Here is a 15,638-nt window from a genome sequence, read left to right as displayed (position 1 = left end):
GCGTTGGGTGCCTGACGATTGTAACGCCGGGGAAATGGCCCCGCGTGAAGTAAACTCGACGGATCTGCAACCTACTGAAATTGGCGTCATGGCGACCAACTACGAATCCGAGATCACCCTTTTCCTGAAAGACTTCAAGCAGTCGCACCCTGGCACGGAAGAACGCCAGCGTGAAGGCCGCGCCCGTCTTTGGGACAAACCGCAAGATCCGGAACTGCTCGAAGGCTTCCGCGCGGCCCGCGTGCCGCAAAAACCGTACGTGTATTCGGCAGACTGATTCCCGTTGCGGCAGACATGTCCCGTAACCCTTCAGTCCCTGGCGAGGCACTGGCCAAGCTAGTGGAACCGCCTGTGGACAGCACGCCAGACACCGTCGATAGCGTGGCGTTCGCGCGCCTGTACGGCGAGCCGCTGTTCCAGATGCCGACGGATCTGTACATTCCGCCGGACGCGCTGGAGGTGTTTCTTGAGGCGTTCGAAGGGCCGCTGGACCTGTTGCTCTACCTGATCCGCAAGCAGAACTTCAACGTTCTGGACATCCCGATGGCGGATGTCACGCGGCAGTACCTGTCTTATGTGGACCAGATCCGCATCACCAATCTAGAGCTGGCCGCCGAATATCTGCTGATGGCGGCCATGCTGATCGAGATCAAGTCGCGCATGCTGCTGCCGGTCAAGAAGACCGACACCGGCGAAGAGCCCGAAGACCCGCGCGCCGAACTCGTGCGCCGCCTGCTTGAATACGAGCAGATGAAGCTGGCCGCGCAAAAGCTGGACAAGCTGCCCCAGCTGGGCCGCGATTTTGTCAGCAGCCAGGCCGTCGCCGATCTTAGCGTTGAACGCATGATGCCCGAGGTCAGCGTGGACGATCTGCGTCTGGCCTGGGCCGACATCATGAAGCGGGCCAAGCTCAACCAGCACCATCACATCACGCGTGAACAGCTGTCGGTGCGCGACCACATGACGCATATCCTGCGGCGCCTGAACGATGTGCGCTTCATGGAATTTGGCGATCTGTTCATGGAGCGCGTCCGCGAAGGCGCGCCGGCGGCGGTGGTCGTCGTGCATTTCATCGCCATGCTGGAGCTGGCTCGCGAATCCCTGCTGGAAATCACGCAGGCCGAGCCTTACGCGCCCATCTATGTCCGCCTGGCTTACACCAGCGTGGCGGCGGTCGCGGCCTGATCCTGACCGGGCTGCCCCCAACCCCGGAGAGTTCCCTTGAAAGTCGTACACACCATCCAGGAATTGCGCGATCACCTGCGCGGCCAGAACCGCGTGTCGTTCGTGCCCACGATGGGCAATCTGCACGAAGGCCACCTGTCGCTGATGAAGCTGGCGCGCCAGCACGGCGACCCTGTTGTCGCCAGCATCTTCGTGAACCGGCTGCAATTCGGTCCCAACGAGGACTTCGACCAATACCCGCGCACGCTGGCGGCCGACATTGAAAAGCTGGAACAGGCGCGCGACGTCTACGTGCTGTTCGCGCCGAATGAGCGCGAGATGTATCCCGAGCCGCAGAACTACCGTGTGCAACCGCCGGACGATCTGGGCGACATCCTGGAAGGCGAGTTCCGTCCGGGTTTCTTCGAGGGCGTCAGCACGGTGGTGCTCAAGCTGTTCTCGTGCGTGCAGCCGCGCGTGGCCGTTTTCGGCAAGAAGGACTACCAACAGTTGATGGTCGTGCGCAATATGTGCCGCCAGTTCCAGCTGCCGGTCGAGGTGCTGGCGCATGAAACGGTGCGCGCGGACGACGGTTTGGCGCTGTCCTCGCGCAACCGCTACCTGACCCCCGAAGAGCGGGCCGAAGCGCCTGCGTTGTATGCGGGCTTGCAGAAGATCGGTCAACGCCTGACCCAGGGCGAGCGCGATGCCGAAGCCCTGGAGCGCGACGCCATCGACGAGCTGACTCGGCGCGGCTGGAAGGTGGACTACGTGGCGCTGCGCCGCCAGCGCGATCTGAAGCGCCCGGAAGCCGCTGACTTGCAGGCCGGTGAGCCGGTCGTGGTGCTGGCCGCCGCGAAACTGGGCGCGACGCGTCTGATCGACAACCTGGAATTGGCCTACACGGCCTGATCCCGCGTAACCAGGGTAGGGGCCGCAGATTGCGGTATCCCGACCCCTGACAGAATTGCTAGCTTTCGCCGTTTTTAGGGGGAGGGCAGACTTCTTGTAATCCTACATTGCAAAAAAGAGTCGCCCCATGCGTGTTCCCCGTCCCGACCTTGATGCGGCGCTTGCCGCCTTGACGCCCCGCGAAAAGCAGATCGTCGACTATGTGGCGGCCGGCAGGCCGAACAAAGTGATCGCCATCGACCTGGGCATTTCGCTGCGTACGGCTGAAGCCCATCGCGCCCGCATCTTCGCCAAACTGAACACCCGCAACGCCATGGAGCTGGCCTGCCGCCTGTGCGCCCACGGCCGTTCCGGGGCGTCGCCTATTCTTGAGGCCGCGGCGGTGGACGCGGCGTTGGCCGCGGGGTGGCGTGCTGAGTGGGGCCCTGAGCCGGGCGCTGAATGGGGCGCGGCTACGGCTTCACGACCCGCGCCGGGTATGGCTGGGAACCGGCCGATGAATGGCCCGACAAGTGGCTCGATAGGTGGCCCGATAAGTGGCCCGATTGGTGGCCCGATAGGTGGCCGGACAAGTGGGCCGAACAGTGGGCTGACAAGTGGGCTGACAAGTGGGCTGAACAGTGGGCTGACAAGTGAGCTGACCAGTGCACTGACAAGTGGGCCGACCAGTGGACTGACAAGCGGGCTGACGAATGTTCCGACGAATGTTCTGACGAAGCCGCCGACGAGCCCGCCGTCCGACCGCGCGACAGGCAGCGTGTCGACGCAGGCGACGGAAAGGCCTCTCGGGACGCCCGCCGACGCAAATTTGTCCATCGGATCGCAGCCGATCGTCCCCGGCATTTATTCCGCCGCCATGTTTCCCACTATGGCGTCCAGCACGACGTTGCACGAACCTCCGCTGGAATATGGCGTTGATCCCGCACTCGTTGATGACTCGACGGACGATGCCGCGGATGACCCGGCGGACTCCTCTGCGGACGATGACGATTAGCCTGCGCGCGGGTTCCGAAAAAACGCCGGGCCCGCGAACAAGGTGTTCGTCGGGCCCGGCGGGATCGAGTTGTTGCGTTAGACCGGCGTTACGGACACTTGGGCGCCGCGGCCTTGGCCAACTCGTCGATCGGGTCCAGATCCGGCTGGCGGGTCAGGTTGTAGTTCAGGTTGGGCGTCTGGCCGGCGATCGACCGCACGCGCAGCACGTTGTTGGCGGCCACCACGAACTCAGCGCGGACGTTGCCGTTGCCGTCCATCATGATGACGCGCGGCGGGCGTTCGTCGGTGGCGTCCCAGCAACCCTGTTCGGTCACGGCGGGACCCTTGTTCGGGTCGTTTTCCAGGTAGGCCGTGCGGCCACGCCAACGGCCGTTGGGCGCCAGCGTCAACGTCACGCGTTGCGCGGTGCATTGCATGGCGGGCGAAAAACACGGCAACGTGCCCATATACGTTTGGGGCTGCGGCACCAGGCTGTGCGCGGCGGCGTTGGGGGCCGGGGCGGGGGCTGCTGGTGCGGTGTTGGATGCCGATACGGCGCTGGGGGCCTCGGCGCCTTCCGGAACGGGCTGGCCGTCTTCGGTGGTCTGGCCACCGGCAGCGGCTTGCGCACTTGGGTTCTGCGGCTTGCGGGCGTCGGGCTTCAGGGCGATTTGCACTTGCGACGGCGCGCGGATGACGCTGCGGTAGCCGGCGCCCGAACCCTGGTATTGCGCATCGGTCACGGTGCTTTCAGCCGGGGGGTCGTAATAGCCTTCGGTTTTTTGCTGGGCGCAGCCCGCCGCACCTAGTGCGGTACCGGCTAGCAGCAGCCCCATGACGCTGAGTTTGCGGGATCGGGTAACGATGTCGACGCGGGCGGTCATGGCAGCTTATCCGTGAATTGAGTCTGTCTCCGATTTTACGCACTTATGCGAAGATTCGATACGTTCCCTTAGCCACTCTTGGGTGTAGTCAGCACTTTATGCACAATAAACGACACGGCCGCCGTTTTGCCGTCCGCCTTCTGGCCGACGGACGGGGCGCTGGATCCGGCGCGCGCGTTTGTCGCGAGCGGGCATGAACGTGCTGCGACACGCCTTCGATATTCCGTTGGGCGCCTTCATTGCACTGGCCGCATTGGCGGGCTTGTTCGCCGGTAGCTGGCTGACCGTGCTGACCTACCGGCTGCCTCGCATGATGGAACGGGAATGGCAGGCGCAATGCCTGGACGCCGTGGGCCGGGCGCGGCCCGACAGCCCCGACGGCCTGTTCCATCCGGCATCGCATTGCCCCGCCTGCAACGCGCCGGTGCGTGGCTGGCGACGTCTGCCGGTGCTGGGCTGGCTTTTGCTGCGGGGCCGCTGCGCCGCGTGCGATGCCGTGATTGCGTGGCGCTACCCCGCCATTGAACTGCTGACCTGCCTGGTGTTCGCCGCCTGTGCCTGGCGCTATGGCGCCACGCCCGTCGCCCTGTGCGCCATGGGCTTGTCGGCCATGCTGATTGCCCTGGGCTGGATCGATTTTGAAACCACGCTGCTGCCTGATGTCCTGACGCAGCCGCTGGTCTGGGCCGGCCTGCTCGTCAACCTGTTCGGCACCTTCACCACCTTGCCGCTGGCGGTGATTGGCGCGGTGGCCGGCTATGTATTTCTGTGGGTTATCTTTCACCTGTTCCGGCTGCTGACCGGGCGCGAAGGCATGGGCTACGGCGACTTCAAATTGCTGGCCGCGCTGGGCGCCTGGTTTGGCGCCGAGTCGCTGCCGATGCTGTTGCTGGCGGCCTCGTTGGTGGGTGTCTTGATCGGCGGGGCGCTCACGCTCAGTGGTCGCGCGGGCCGGGGGCAGCCGCTGCCTTTCGGACCCTACCTGGCATTGGCCGGTATCGTGATGTTGCTGCTGGGTGGCGACGAGGGCTTGTGGTTGTTGATGCGTCCGGCGTGAGCCGGCGGGAAAGGATAAGCACCATGTTCAAGATTGGGCTGACGGGTGGCATCGGGTCGGGCAAGTCCCGCGTGGCCGACATGCTGGCGGAATGGGGCGCAACGCTGGTCGACACCGACGAAATCGCGCGCGCGTTGACCGCCGCGAATGGCGCGGCCATGCCCGCCATTGCCGCGGAGTTCGGCGCCCAGGCGTTGACGCCCGACGGTGCGCTGAACCGTGACTGGATGCGCGAGCGCGCCTTCGCCGACCCCGCCGTACGGCAGCGGCTTGAAGCCGTGCTGCACCCGATCATCACTGAAGAAACACGGCGTCAGGCGGCGGCCGCGAGCGGATCGTATCTGGTCTTTGTCGTGCCGCTTCTGGTGGAGTCCCTGACGCGGTGGCGCGGGCGCGTTGACCGCATCTGCGTGGTGGACTGCGACCCCGACACACAGGTGGCCCGCGTGCAGGCTCGCAGCGGGCTGACGGAGCCCGCCATCAGGCGTATTATGGCGGCACAGGCTGCGCGGCAAGTCCGCCTGGAGTCCGCTGACGACGTCATCATCAACGACGGCGCCACCTCACCAGAGCAATTGCGCGCGCAGGCAAAGACCTTGCATGACCGCTGGCTTGCGCTGGCGACCACCCAGGGCCGGTAAGCGCAAGCGGGCCGGCATCCTTCCACATCCCGGCCGGCTGGCTGACCACTGATGGGCCTGTAAAAAAGCGTGATTGTTTACGAATACCCCTTCAATGAGCGCATCCGCGCCTACCTGCGATTGGAATACCTGTTCGACAGGTTGTTCTTCTTTGCTCAGGCAGGGGATTCACGCCAACATCAGGTTGCCGTTACTTCTCTTTTCGATTTGCTTGACGCCTGCGAACGCACGGACGTGAAAGGCGCCGTGCTGCAAGACCTTGAACGCCAGCGCATGGCGTTGGTGGGCCTGCGCGATCACCCCGGCGTGGCGCAGGATGCGCTGGAAGCCATGCTGCGCGAACTGGAAAAAGTAGCCACGGCGTTGGCCGCGCCCGGCAAGACCGGCCAGTCGCTGCGCGAAAACGAATGGTTGACCAGCCTGCGCGGGCGCCTGTCCGTGCCGGGTAGCGCCACGCAGGTCGACATGCCGTCGTACTTTGCCTGGCAGAACAAATCCGAAGCCGCCCGCCTCTCGGATCTTCAGGCCTGGATCTCACCGTTTCTAGCGCTGTACGACGGGCTGACGCTGGCGTTGCGACTGCTGCGCGAATCCGGCCGCAAGACCGACATCGTGGCCGAGCAGGGCGCTTACCAACAGATGCTGGGCGGCAAGCAATTTCATCTGCTGCGCGTGTGGGTGGACCCCGAGCAAGGCGTGTTCCCCGAGATCAGCGCCAATAAGTACATGATCTGGATACGTTTTTCCACGCAAGACGGCGAATTCAAGCCCCAGCAGGTGGCCCGCGACGTCGCCTTTCAGATGACGCTGTGCAGCTCGTAGGGTCCCGCCTTTCCCGTCCAGGGCCGTCACAAGGCTGATTCTTGTTGCGGCCAGTTTCAACTGGCGTCCGCGATGCGCGAAACCGAACCCGACTAGTAGACAATACGGCTTTCTGCATTAGTGCCGGAACCGTTTCCATGTCCGAAAGTCGTCCTGTTTCCCCACCGTCCCGCTGGACCCGCCGCCGCATTGTCGGCCTGGTCGTGTTGCTGCTGGTGGTTGCCGGTATTGCCTGGCTGGTGCTGCGGCCCTCTGCCAAGCAGGGCGGCCCGGGTGGGGCGCGCGGCCCGGGCGCCGGCCGGCCGCCGGCAGCCGCGATGGCCAACCTGCCCGTGCCGGTGCGCATCGCCACCGCCGCCAAGCAGGACATCGACATCTATCTGAAGTCCCTGGGCACGGTCACGGCGTACAACACGGTCACCGTGCGCAGCCGCGTCAGCGGCGAACTGGTCGACGTGAAATTCCAGGAAGGCCAGCAAGTGAAGGCCGGCGACGTGTTGGCACAAGTGGACCCGCGCGCTTTCCAGGTGGCGCTGGACCAGGCGCGCGGCACGCAGATGCAGAACCTGGCACAGCTTGAAAACGCGCGGCGCGACCTGCAACGCTATCAAGCCCTGTTCAAACAGGACTCCATCGCCAAGCAACAGGTGGACACCCAGGCCGCGCTGGTGCGCCAGTACGAAGGCACCGTCAAGAGCGACCAGGCCAACGTGGACAACGCCAAGTTGCAGCTGGATTACGCCCGCATCACCGCGCCTATCAGCGGCCGGCTGGGCTTGCGCCAGGTTGACCGGGGCAACCTGGTGTCCAGCGCCGATACCAATGGGCTGGTTGTCATCACCCAGACTCAGCCCATCTCCGTCGTCTTCACGCTGCCGGAAACCCAACTGCCCGAAGTGCGCGGCGAAATCGCGGCCGGCCGGACCTTGGCCGTCGACGCCTACGACCGCGCCGACACGCGCCGCATCGCCACCGGCGTGCTGGAAACGCTGGACAACCAGATCGACGTCGCCACCGGCACCCTGAAGCTGAAGGCCAGGTTTGAAAACGCCGACGACGCGCTGTTCCCGAACCAGTTCGTCAACGTGCGCCTGCACGTGCTGACGCGCAAGGACGTCACCGCCATCCCCACCGCCGCCATCCAGCAAGGCTCGGCCGGCGCCTTTGTGTTCCTGGTGCAGCCGGACAACACCATCGCCGTGCGCCAGGTCAAACTGGGCGCCATCAACAACGGCATGGTCGCCGTCAACGAAGGGCTGCAACCGGGCGACCGCGTCGTCACCGAAGGCACCGACCGCCTGCGCGCGGGGGCCAAGGTTGAAATCGTGGGCGGCGCCGAAGTCATTCCCGCGACCCGCGACAAGACGCTGGGCGCGGGCGCGCCTGCCGGCACCACGCCGCCGTCCAAATAAGCCGAGCGCATCGTGAGTCCGTCGCGTCTGTTCATCCTGCGCCCCGTCGCCACCACGCTGGCGATGGTGGCCATCCTGATTGCCGGCTTCATCGCCTACCGCATGTTGCCCGTGTCGGCGCTGCCCGAGGTGGACTACCCGACGATCCAGGTGGTGACGCTGTACCCCGGGGCCAGCCCCGACGTGATGACCTCGCTGGTCACGTCCCCGCTGGAACGGCAGTTTGGGCAGATGCCCGGCTTGAACCAGATGTCGTCCACCAGTTCGGGCGGCGCGTCGGTCATCACCATGCAGTTCAACCTGACCTTGCCGCTGGACGTGGCCGAGCAGCAGGTGCAGGCCGCCATCAACGCGGCATCCAATCTGCTGCCCAGCGACCTGCCGGTGCCGCCCACCTATAACAAGGTCAACCCCGCCGACGCCGCCGTGCTGACGCTGGCCATCACGTCGCCCACCATGCCCTTGCCGCAGGTGCGCGATCTGGTCGATACGCGGGTGGCGCAGAAGCTGTCGCAGATTCCCGGCGTGGGCCTGGTCAGCGTGGCGGGCGGGCAGCGCCCGGCCGTGCGCGTGCAGGTGAACCCGCAGGCGCTGGCCGCCAACGGCCTGGCCATGTCCGACCTGCGCACCGCCATCGTGGGCGCTAACGTCAACCAGCCCAAGGGCAATCTGGACGGCCCGCTGCGGTCCACCACCATCAACGCCAATGACCAGCTGAAGTCGCCCACCGACTACAACGACCTGATCATTGCCTACAAGAACAACGCGCCGCTGCGCCTGTCCGACGTGGCGCGCGCGGTCGAAGGCGCCGAAGACACGCGCCAGGCCGCGTGGGCCGGCGACAAGCCCGCCATCCTGTTGAACATCCAGCGCCAGCCCGGCGCCAACGTGATCGATGTGGTCAACCGCATCCAGACGCTGTTGCCGCAGCTGCGCGCCGCGCTGCCGGCCACGCTGGATGTCACCGTGGTGTCCGACCGCACGCAGACCATCCGCGATTCCGTCGAAGACGTGAAGTTTGAAATGCTGCTGGCCGTGGGGCTGGTGGTGATGGTGACCTTCGTGTTCCTGCGCAGCCTGACCGCCACCCTGATCCCCAGCGTGGTGGTGCCGCTGTCGCTGGTGGGCACGTTCGGCATCATGTACCTGGCCGGGTTTTCCATCAACAACCTGACCTTGATGGCGCTGACGATCGCCACCGGCTTCGTGGTGGACGACGCCATCGTCATGATCGAGAACATCGCGCGCCACATCGAAGAAGGCGAAACGCCGATGCAGGCGGCGCTCAAGGGCGCCTCGCAGATCGGGTTCACGCTGATCTCGCTGACCTTCTCATTGATCGCCGTACTGATTCCGCTGCTGTTCATGACCGAAGTCGTGGGCCGGCTGTTCCGCGAATTCGCCATCACGCTGGCGGTGTCCATCCTGATATCGCTGGTCGTGTCGCTGACCCTGACGCCGATGATGTGCGCGCGCCTGCTGCGGGCGGAATCGGAACAGAAGCACGGGCGTTTTCACACCGCGACGGGCAACTTCATCGACCGCGTCATCGCCGGCTATGACCGGATGCTGCAAGTGGTGCTGCGCCATCAGCCGCTGACCTTGCTGGTGGCGGTGGGCACGTTCGCGCTGACCGTGGTGCTGTACATGGTGGTGCCCAAGGGCTTTTTCCCACAGCAGGACACCGGGCTGATCCAGGCCATCACGCAGGCGCCGCAATCAATATCGTTTCCGGCCATGGCCGAACGTCAGCAGGCCGCCGCGCGGCTGGTGCTCCAGGATCCTGACGTGCAGGCCGTGTCCTCGTTCATCGGTGTCGATGGCAGCAACGCCACGCTTAGCGCCGGCCGCATGCAGATTTCCCTGAAGCCGCAAGCCGAGCGCAGCGGCGATTTGCGCACGGTGATGGCGCGCTTGCAGGAATCGCTGGGCAAGCAGGACGGCCTGACCGTCTACATGCAGCCCGTGCAGGACCTGACCATCGAAGACCGCGTCAGCCGCACCCAATACCAGATGACGCTGTCCAACCCCGACCTGAAAGTGCTTAGCGAATGGACGCCCAAGCTGGTGGACCGGCTGCGCCAGGTGCCGGGCCTGAAGGACGTAACGGATGACTTGCAGGACGATGGCTTGCAGACCTGGGTTGAGATCGATCGCGATGCCGCCTCGCGCCTGGGCATTACCGCCGCCGTCATCGACGAAGCGCTTTACGATGCCTTCGGCCAGCGTCTGATATCGACGATATTCACGCAGTCGAACCAGTACCGCGTGGTGCTGGAGGTGCAGCCGCAATTTCAGATGAACCCGTCCGCGCTGGGGCAGATCCATGTGCCCACCGCCGCCGGCACGCAGGTGCCGCTGTCGTCGGTGGCGCATATTTCCGAAGGGCGCACGGTGCTGGCCGTGAACCGGCTGGATCAGTTTCCGATGGTCACGGTGTCGTTCAACCTGGCGCCGGGCGCGTCCTTGTCCAACGCGGTCCAGGCCATCACCGCCGCCGAAGCCGAGATCGGCATGCCGGCCAGCGTCGAGACCCGCTTCCAGGGCGCCGCGCTGGCGTTCCAGAATTCGCTGACCAGCACGTTGTGGCTGATCCTGGCCGCCGTGGTCACCATGTACATCGTGCTGGGTGTGCTGTACGAAAGCTATATCCACCCCATCACCATCCTGTCGACCCTGCCGTCCGCCGGTGTGGGGGCCTTGCTGGCGCTGTTGATCAGCGGCACCGAGCTGGACATGATCGGCATCATCGGCATCATCCTGCTGATCGGCATCGTGAAAAAGAACGCCATCATGATGATCGACTTCGCGCTGGACGCCGAGCGCAAGCGCGGCCTGAGCCCGCGCGCGGCCATCCATGAAGCCGCGCTGCTGCGCTTCCGGCCCATCTTGATGACCACGCTTGCCGCGCTGTTCGGCGCCTTGCCGCTGATGCTGTCCACGGGTACCGGCGCTGAACTGCGCCAGCCGCTGGGCCTGGTGATGGTGGGCGGCCTGTTGCTCAGCCAGGTGCTGACGCTGTTCACCACGCCCGTCATCTATTTGATGTTCGACCGCCTGTCGCGCCGCTGGCGTGGCGTGCGCGAGCCCGCCGCCGGGGACGCGTCATGATCATGTCGGCGCCCTTCATCGTCCGGCCGGTAGCGACCACGCTGCTAAGCGTGGCGGTCGTGATGGCGGGGCTGCTGGCGTTTTTCCTGTTGCCGGTGGCGCCCTTGCCGCAGGTGGACATCCCCACGATCTCGGTGTCGGCCAGCCTGCCGGGCGCCAGCCCCGAGACCATGGCGTCCAGCGTGGCCACGCCGCTTGAGCGGTCGCTGGGCAGCATCGCGGGCGTGACCGAAATGACCTCCAGCAGCTCGCAGGGGTCCACCCGCGTCACGCTGCAATTTGACCTGTCGCGCGATATCAACGGTGCGGCGCGCGACGTGCAGGCCGCGATCAACGCCGCGCGTTCGTTGCTGCCTTCCGGCTTGCGCAGCAACCCCACGTATCACAAGTCCAATCCGTCGGACGCGCCCATCATGACCTTGGCGCTGACGTCCGACACGCTGGGCCAGGGGCAGCTGTACGACATTGCCTCCACCATCGTGGCGCAAAAACTGGCGCAGGTGGACGGCGTGGGCGAAGTCACCGTGGGCGGCAGTTCACTGCCGGCCGTGCGCGTCACGGTGCTGCCGGGCGCGCTGGCCAATCGCGGCGTGTCGCTGGACCAGCTGCGCAGCACGCTGGCCAACGCCAACGCGAACCGACCCAAGGGCGTGCTGGAGAACGACCGCTACCACTGGCAGATCATGGTCAGCGACCAGCTCAGCCGCGCCGAACAATACCGGCCGCTGATCGTGGCCTGGAAAGACGGTGCGCCGGTGCGCGTGTCGGATGTGGCCAAGGTCGAGGATTCCGTTGAAGACCTGTACCAGACCGGCTTCTACAACGATCGCAAGGCCATCCTGATGATCGTGCGGCGGCAGGCCGACGCCAACATCATCGAAGCCGTGAACGCGGTGCGCGCGCAGCTGCCCGTGTTGCAGGCGCTGATGCCGGCCGACGTGAACATGACGGTTGCGCAAGACCGCACGCCCAGCATCCGCGCGTCGCTGCACGAAGCCGAACTTACGCTGATCATTGCCGTGGGGCTGGTGGTGCTGGTGGTGCTGCTGTTCCTGCGCCGCTGGCGCGCGGCCATCATCCCCAGCGTGGCGGTGCCGGTATCGCTGATCGGCACGTTTTGCATCATGTATATGTGCGGCTTCACGCTGAACACCATCTCGCTGATGGCGCTGATCGTGGCCACCGGCTTCGTGGTGGACGACGCCATCGTGGTGTTGGAGAACATCATGCGGCATGTCGAGAACGGCATGTCCCCCATGCGCGCGGCGCTGCGCGGCTCGCGCGAAGTGGGCTTTACCGTGCTGTCCATGAGCCTGTCGCTGGTGGCGGTGTTCATCCCCATCCTGCTGATGGGCGGCGTGGTGGGCCGGCTGTTCCGCGAATTTGCCGTGACGCTGTCGGCCGCCATCATGGTGTCGCTGGTGGTGTCCCTGACGTTGACGCCCATGATGTGCGCGCGGCTGTTGCGGCCCGAGCCCAAGGACGCCAAGCCTCCCGGGCGGCTCGCGCGCTGGTCCGAACGCGGCTTTGAAGCCATGCTGGACGGCTATCGCCGCAGCCTGCGCTGGGCGCTGGCGCATGGGCGGTTGATGATGCTGACGCTGGCCGTGGCCGTGGGCCTGAACGTGTACCTGTACATGGCGGTGCCCAAGGGCTTTTTCCCGCAGCAGGACACGGGTCAGCTGCTGGGTTTTTTCCGGGTGGACCAGGGCACATCGTTCCAGGCCACCGTCCCCAAGCTGGACGCGCTGCGCAAGGTGGTGCTGGCAGACCCGGCGGTCCAAAGCATGACGGGCTACGCGGGCGGGCGCGGCGGCAGCAACAGCAGCTTCATGCAGATCCAGTTAAAGCCGCTGGAAGAACGCAAGGTGTCGGCGGACGTGGTCATCAACCGGCTGCGCGGCAAGCTGCAAAACATGCCGGGCGCGCGCATGTTCCTGGTGTCGCAACAGGACATCCGCATCGGTGGGCGCCAGAGCCAGGGCTCGTACGACTACACGCTGATGTCGGGCGACCTGCAATTGCTGCGCACCTGGATGCCCAAGGTGCAGCAGGCGATGGCGAAGATTCCTGAAATTACCGACGTGGATACCGACGTCGAGGACAAGGGCCGCCAGATCAACCTGGTGATCGACCGCGAGGCCGCAACGCGGCTGGGCGTCAGCATGTCCACGATATCCACCGTGCTGAACAATTCGTTCAGCCAGCGGCAGGTGTCGGTGATGTACGGGCCGCTGAACCAGTACCACGTGGTGCTGGGGCTGGAGCCCAAGTTTGCCGAAGACATCGAATCGCTCAAGCAGGTGGAAGTGATCACGTCCACCGGCGCGCGCGTGCCGCTGCTGGCCTTCGCAAGCCTTGAAAACGGCAACGCCCCGCTCAGCGTGCAGCACCAGGGTTTGTTCGTGGCGGATACCGTGTCGTTCAGCCTGGCGCCCGGCGTGTCGCTGGGCCAGGCCACCGCCGCCATCGACGCGGCCGTGGCGCGCATCGGCTTGCCGTCGGACCAGATCCAGGCGGGCTTCCAGGGCACCGCCGCCGCCTTGCAGCAAACGCTTGCGCAGCAGCCGTGGCTGATCCTGGCGGCGCTGGTCACGATGTACATCGTGCTGGGCATTTTGTACGAGAGCTTCGTGCATCCGCTGACGATCCTGTCCACGCTGCCGTCCGCCGGGCTGGGCGCGCTGCTGGCGCTGCTGCTGGTGCGGCAGGACTTCACGCTGATTGCGCTGATCGGCGTGTTTCTGTTGATCGGCATCGTGAAAAAGAACGCCATCATGATGGTGGACTTTGCGCTGGAAGCGCAGCGCGTGCAGGGCATGGCGCCACGCGAAGCGATCTTCCAGGCCTGCCTGACACGCTTTCGCCCCATCATGATGACGACCATGGCCGCCATCTTCGGCGCGCTGCCGCTGGTGCTGGCAACCGGGGCCGGCGTCGAGATGCGCCAGCCGCTGGGCATTACCATCGTGGGCGGCCTGGTCCTCAGCCAGATCCTGACGCTGTACACCACCCCGGTGGTCTATCTTTACCTGGACCGTTTTCGCCTGTGGGCCTCGCGCTGGCGCGCCCGGCGAAATGACGCCCCTGCTTCCATAGAACCTACATGATCCGACCCAAGCCGTTTGCCGCCTCCTTTCTTCCCCGCAGCGCCGTCACGCTGGCGCTTTGCGCGCTGCTTGGCGCGTGCGCGGTCGGCCCTGATTACCAACGCCCCGCGCTGGATGTGGGCGCGTCCTACAAGGAAGGGCAGGGGCAAGAGCAGGTAGACGGCTGGAAGCGCGCAGAGCCGCGCGACGTTGCCGACCGTGGCAAGTGGTGGCTGGTGTATGAGGACGAGACGCTCAATACGCTGGTCGAGCGGCTGAACACGTCGAACCAGACCATTGCCCAGGCCGAGGCCAATTACCGCCAGGCGCTGGGCCTGGTGCGCGCCGCGCGCGCCGGTTTCTATCCCACCGTGGGCGCCAGCGCGGGCATGTCGCGCGCGGGTAGCGGCACGGGCTCGTCATCGTCGTCGGGCAATGGCAGCAATGTGTCGAACCAGTATTCCGTGACGGGCAGCGTCAGCTGGGAACTGGACGTGTGGGGACGCGTGCGCCGCAGCACGGAATCGTCCGAGGCCAGCGCGGCGGCCAGCCTGGCCGATCTGGCCGCCACGCGCCTGAGCGCGCAGGCGGCGCTGGTGCAGACGTATCTGCAACTGCGCGTGCTGGACGAACAGAAGCGCCTGCTGGACGCTACCGTGGCGGCGTATGAAAAGTCGCTGCAACTGACGCAGAACCGATATGAAGTGGGCGTGGCCGGGCAGGCCGACATCGCCGTGGCGCGCACGCAGGTGGAAAGCACGCGCGCCCAGTCGATTGACCTGGACTGGCAGCGCGGCCAGTACGAGCACGCCATCGCGGTGTTGATGGGGCAGGCGCCGTCGCAATTCAGCCTGCCGCCGGCGGTGTTCGCCTTGAAGCTGCCGCGGATTCCGGTGGGGCTGCCGTCCGAGCTGCTTGAGCGGCGTCCGGACATCGCCGCCGCCGAACGTCGCGCGGCCGCGGCCAATGCGCAGATCGGCGTGGCCGAGGCCGCGTGGTTCCCCTCGCTGATCCTGTCAGCCGACGGCGGCTTTCGCAACGGCCAGTTCGCGGACCTGCTGACGGCCCCCGCGCGCTTTTGGTCGCTGGGACCGGCGTTGGCGCTGACCCTATTCGATGGCGGCGCACGTGCCGCGCAGGTCGAACAGGCGCGCGCCGCCTACGACTCGCAAGCGGCCGCCTATCGCCAAGCGGCGTTGGTCGGCCTGCGCGAAGTCGAGGACTATCTGATCCAGCTGCGCGTTATGGAAAACGAACAGACCGTGCAACGCCGCGCGCTGGAGTCCGCGCGCGAGTCGCTGCGCCTGATTCAGAACCAGTACAAGGCCGGCCTGGTGGACTATCTGAGCGTGGCGGTGGTGGACGCCACCGCGCTTAACAGCGAGCGCAATGCGCTAAGCCTGTTGGGTACGCGGCTGGTTGCCAGCGTGAACCTGATCGTGGCCTTGGGCGGCGGTTGGGACGGTTCCTAGGGATAACGCGTAATCCTCTTCGCATTCGTTGACAAGCTTTCTGCGCCGGTTCTTAATGCTAGTGCGTAAAAAGTGACCAGCTGGTCACTTTTCTTGCGC

12 protein-coding genes are annotated in these 15,638 nt (G+C 65.5%); 11 read left to right on the top strand and 1 reads right to left on the bottom strand.

Features of this window, described 5'->3' with window-relative positions; translation table 11 throughout:
• Window positions 1-88: 88 nt before the first annotated feature.
• The 4 genes from V6F88_RS22515 (at window position 89) to V6F88_RS22500 (ending at window position 3,070) form a co-directional block, all read left to right on the top strand.
• A complete protein-coding gene (locus V6F88_RS22515; RefSeq protein ID WP_046807375.1) occupies window positions 89-277 on the top strand; it encodes a DUF3460 family protein in 189 nt (62 codons plus the stop codon).
• A gap of 17 nt (window positions 278-294) precedes the next feature.
• Window positions 295-1,185: a segregation and condensation protein A gene (locus V6F88_RS22510; RefSeq protein WP_046807376.1), complete on the top strand. Its 891-nt coding sequence runs from the start codon at window positions 295-297 to the stop codon at window positions 1,183-1,185.
• Window positions 1,186-1,221: 36 nt separating this feature from the next.
• Window positions 1,222-2,076, top strand: coding sequence for a pantoate--beta-alanine ligase (panC, locus tag V6F88_RS22505; RefSeq protein ID WP_332612360.1), 855 nt, complete (start codon window positions 1,222-1,224; stop codon window positions 2,074-2,076).
• A gap of 127 nt (window positions 2,077-2,203) precedes the next feature.
• A complete protein-coding gene (locus tag V6F88_RS22500; RefSeq protein ID WP_332612358.1) occupies window positions 2,204-3,070 on the top strand; it encodes a response regulator transcription factor in 867 nt (288 codons plus the stop codon).
• Window positions 3,071-3,158: 88 nt separating this feature from the next.
• Here the strand turns inward: V6F88_RS22500 and V6F88_RS22495 are convergent, their stop codons facing one another.
• Window positions 3,159-3,935, bottom strand: a complete 777-nt coding sequence (locus tag V6F88_RS22495; RefSeq protein WP_332612356.1) for a copper resistance protein NlpE N-terminal domain-containing protein — start codon at window positions 3,933-3,935, stop codon at window positions 3,159-3,161.
• A 193-nt stretch (window positions 3,936-4,128) separates the two neighbouring features.
• On the opposite strand from V6F88_RS22495, the gene V6F88_RS22490 reads away from it, so the two are divergent.
• The 7 genes from V6F88_RS22490 to V6F88_RS22460 all read left to right on the top strand — a co-directional run bounded on the left by V6F88_RS22490 (window position 4,129) and on the right by V6F88_RS22460 (window position 15,539).
• The gene (locus tag V6F88_RS22490) at window positions 4,129-4,992 is read left to right on the top strand and encodes a prepilin peptidase (RefSeq protein WP_332612354.1); all 864 of its coding nucleotides are present in this window, start codon (window positions 4,129-4,131) and stop codon (window positions 4,990-4,992) included.
• A gap of 23 nt (window positions 4,993-5,015) precedes the next feature.
• Window positions 5,016-5,633, top strand: coding sequence for a dephospho-CoA kinase (gene coaE, locus V6F88_RS22485; protein ID WP_332612352.1), 618 nt, complete (start codon window positions 5,016-5,018; stop codon window positions 5,631-5,633).
• Window positions 5,634-5,702: 69 nt separating this feature from the next.
• On the top strand, window positions 5,703-6,455 hold the full coding sequence (gene zapD, locus V6F88_RS22480; RefSeq protein WP_332612350.1) for a cell division protein ZapD: 753 nt from the start codon (window positions 5,703-5,705) through the stop codon (window positions 6,453-6,455).
• A 137-nt stretch (window positions 6,456-6,592) separates the two neighbouring features.
• A complete protein-coding gene (locus V6F88_RS22475) occupies window positions 6,593-7,867 on the top strand; it encodes an MdtA/MuxA family multidrug efflux RND transporter periplasmic adaptor subunit (protein WP_332612348.1) in 1,275 nt (424 codons plus the stop codon).
• A gap of 12 nt (window positions 7,868-7,879) precedes the next feature.
• Complete coding sequence (locus tag V6F88_RS22470) at window positions 7,880-10,978, top strand: MdtB/MuxB family multidrug efflux RND transporter permease subunit (RefSeq protein WP_332612346.1); 3,099 nt, start codon at window positions 7,880-7,882, stop codon at window positions 10,976-10,978.
• Window positions 10,975-14,088, top strand: a complete 3,114-nt coding sequence (locus V6F88_RS22465; RefSeq protein ID WP_332612344.1) for a multidrug efflux RND transporter permease subunit — start codon at window positions 10,975-10,977, stop codon at window positions 14,086-14,088. Before V6F88_RS22470 ends, V6F88_RS22465 begins: the two co-directional genes overlap by 4 nt.
• On the top strand, window positions 14,085-15,539 hold the full coding sequence (locus tag V6F88_RS22460; RefSeq protein ID WP_332612342.1) for an efflux transporter outer membrane subunit: 1,455 nt from the start codon (window positions 14,085-14,087) through the stop codon (window positions 15,537-15,539). The genes V6F88_RS22465 and V6F88_RS22460 overlap by 4 nt, the downstream gene beginning before the upstream one ends.
• Window positions 15,540-15,638: the final 99 nt, after the last annotated feature.

This window comes from Achromobacter sp. ESBL13, assembly GCF_036668755.1.
Lineage (GTDB): Bacteria > Pseudomonadota > Gammaproteobacteria > Burkholderiales > Burkholderiaceae_B > Achromobacter.
This window is presented reverse-complemented; position numbering and strand designations above follow the sequence as displayed.

Coding starts and splice junctions, on each gene's coding strand:
- V6F88_RS22495 (WP_332612356.1), bottom strand. CDS start 3,935: ATGACCGCCCGCGTCGACATCGTTACCCGATCCCGCAAACTCAGCGTC.
- V6F88_RS22500 (WP_332612358.1), top strand. CDS start 2,204: ATGCGTGTTCCCCGTCCCGACCTTGATGCGGCGCTTGCCGCCTTGACG.
- V6F88_RS22475 (WP_332612348.1), top strand. CDS start 6,593: ATGTCCGAAAGTCGTCCTGTTTCCCCACCGTCCCGCTGGACCCGCCGC.
- V6F88_RS22460 (WP_332612342.1), top strand. CDS start 14,085: ATGATCCGACCCAAGCCGTTTGCCGCCTCCTTTCTTCCCCGCAGCGCC.
- V6F88_RS22465 (WP_332612344.1), top strand. CDS start 10,975: ATGATCATGTCGGCGCCCTTCATCGTCCGGCCGGTAGCGACCACGCTG.
- coaE (WP_332612352.1), top strand. CDS start 5,016: ATGTTCAAGATTGGGCTGACGGGTGGCATCGGGTCGGGCAAGTCCCGC.
- V6F88_RS22490 (WP_332612354.1), top strand. CDS start 4,129: ATGAACGTGCTGCGACACGCCTTCGATATTCCGTTGGGCGCCTTCATT.
- V6F88_RS22515 (WP_046807375.1), top strand. CDS start 89: ATGGCGACCAACTACGAATCCGAGATCACCCTTTTCCTGAAAGACTTC.
- V6F88_RS22510 (WP_046807376.1), top strand. CDS start 295: ATGTCCCGTAACCCTTCAGTCCCTGGCGAGGCACTGGCCAAGCTAGTG.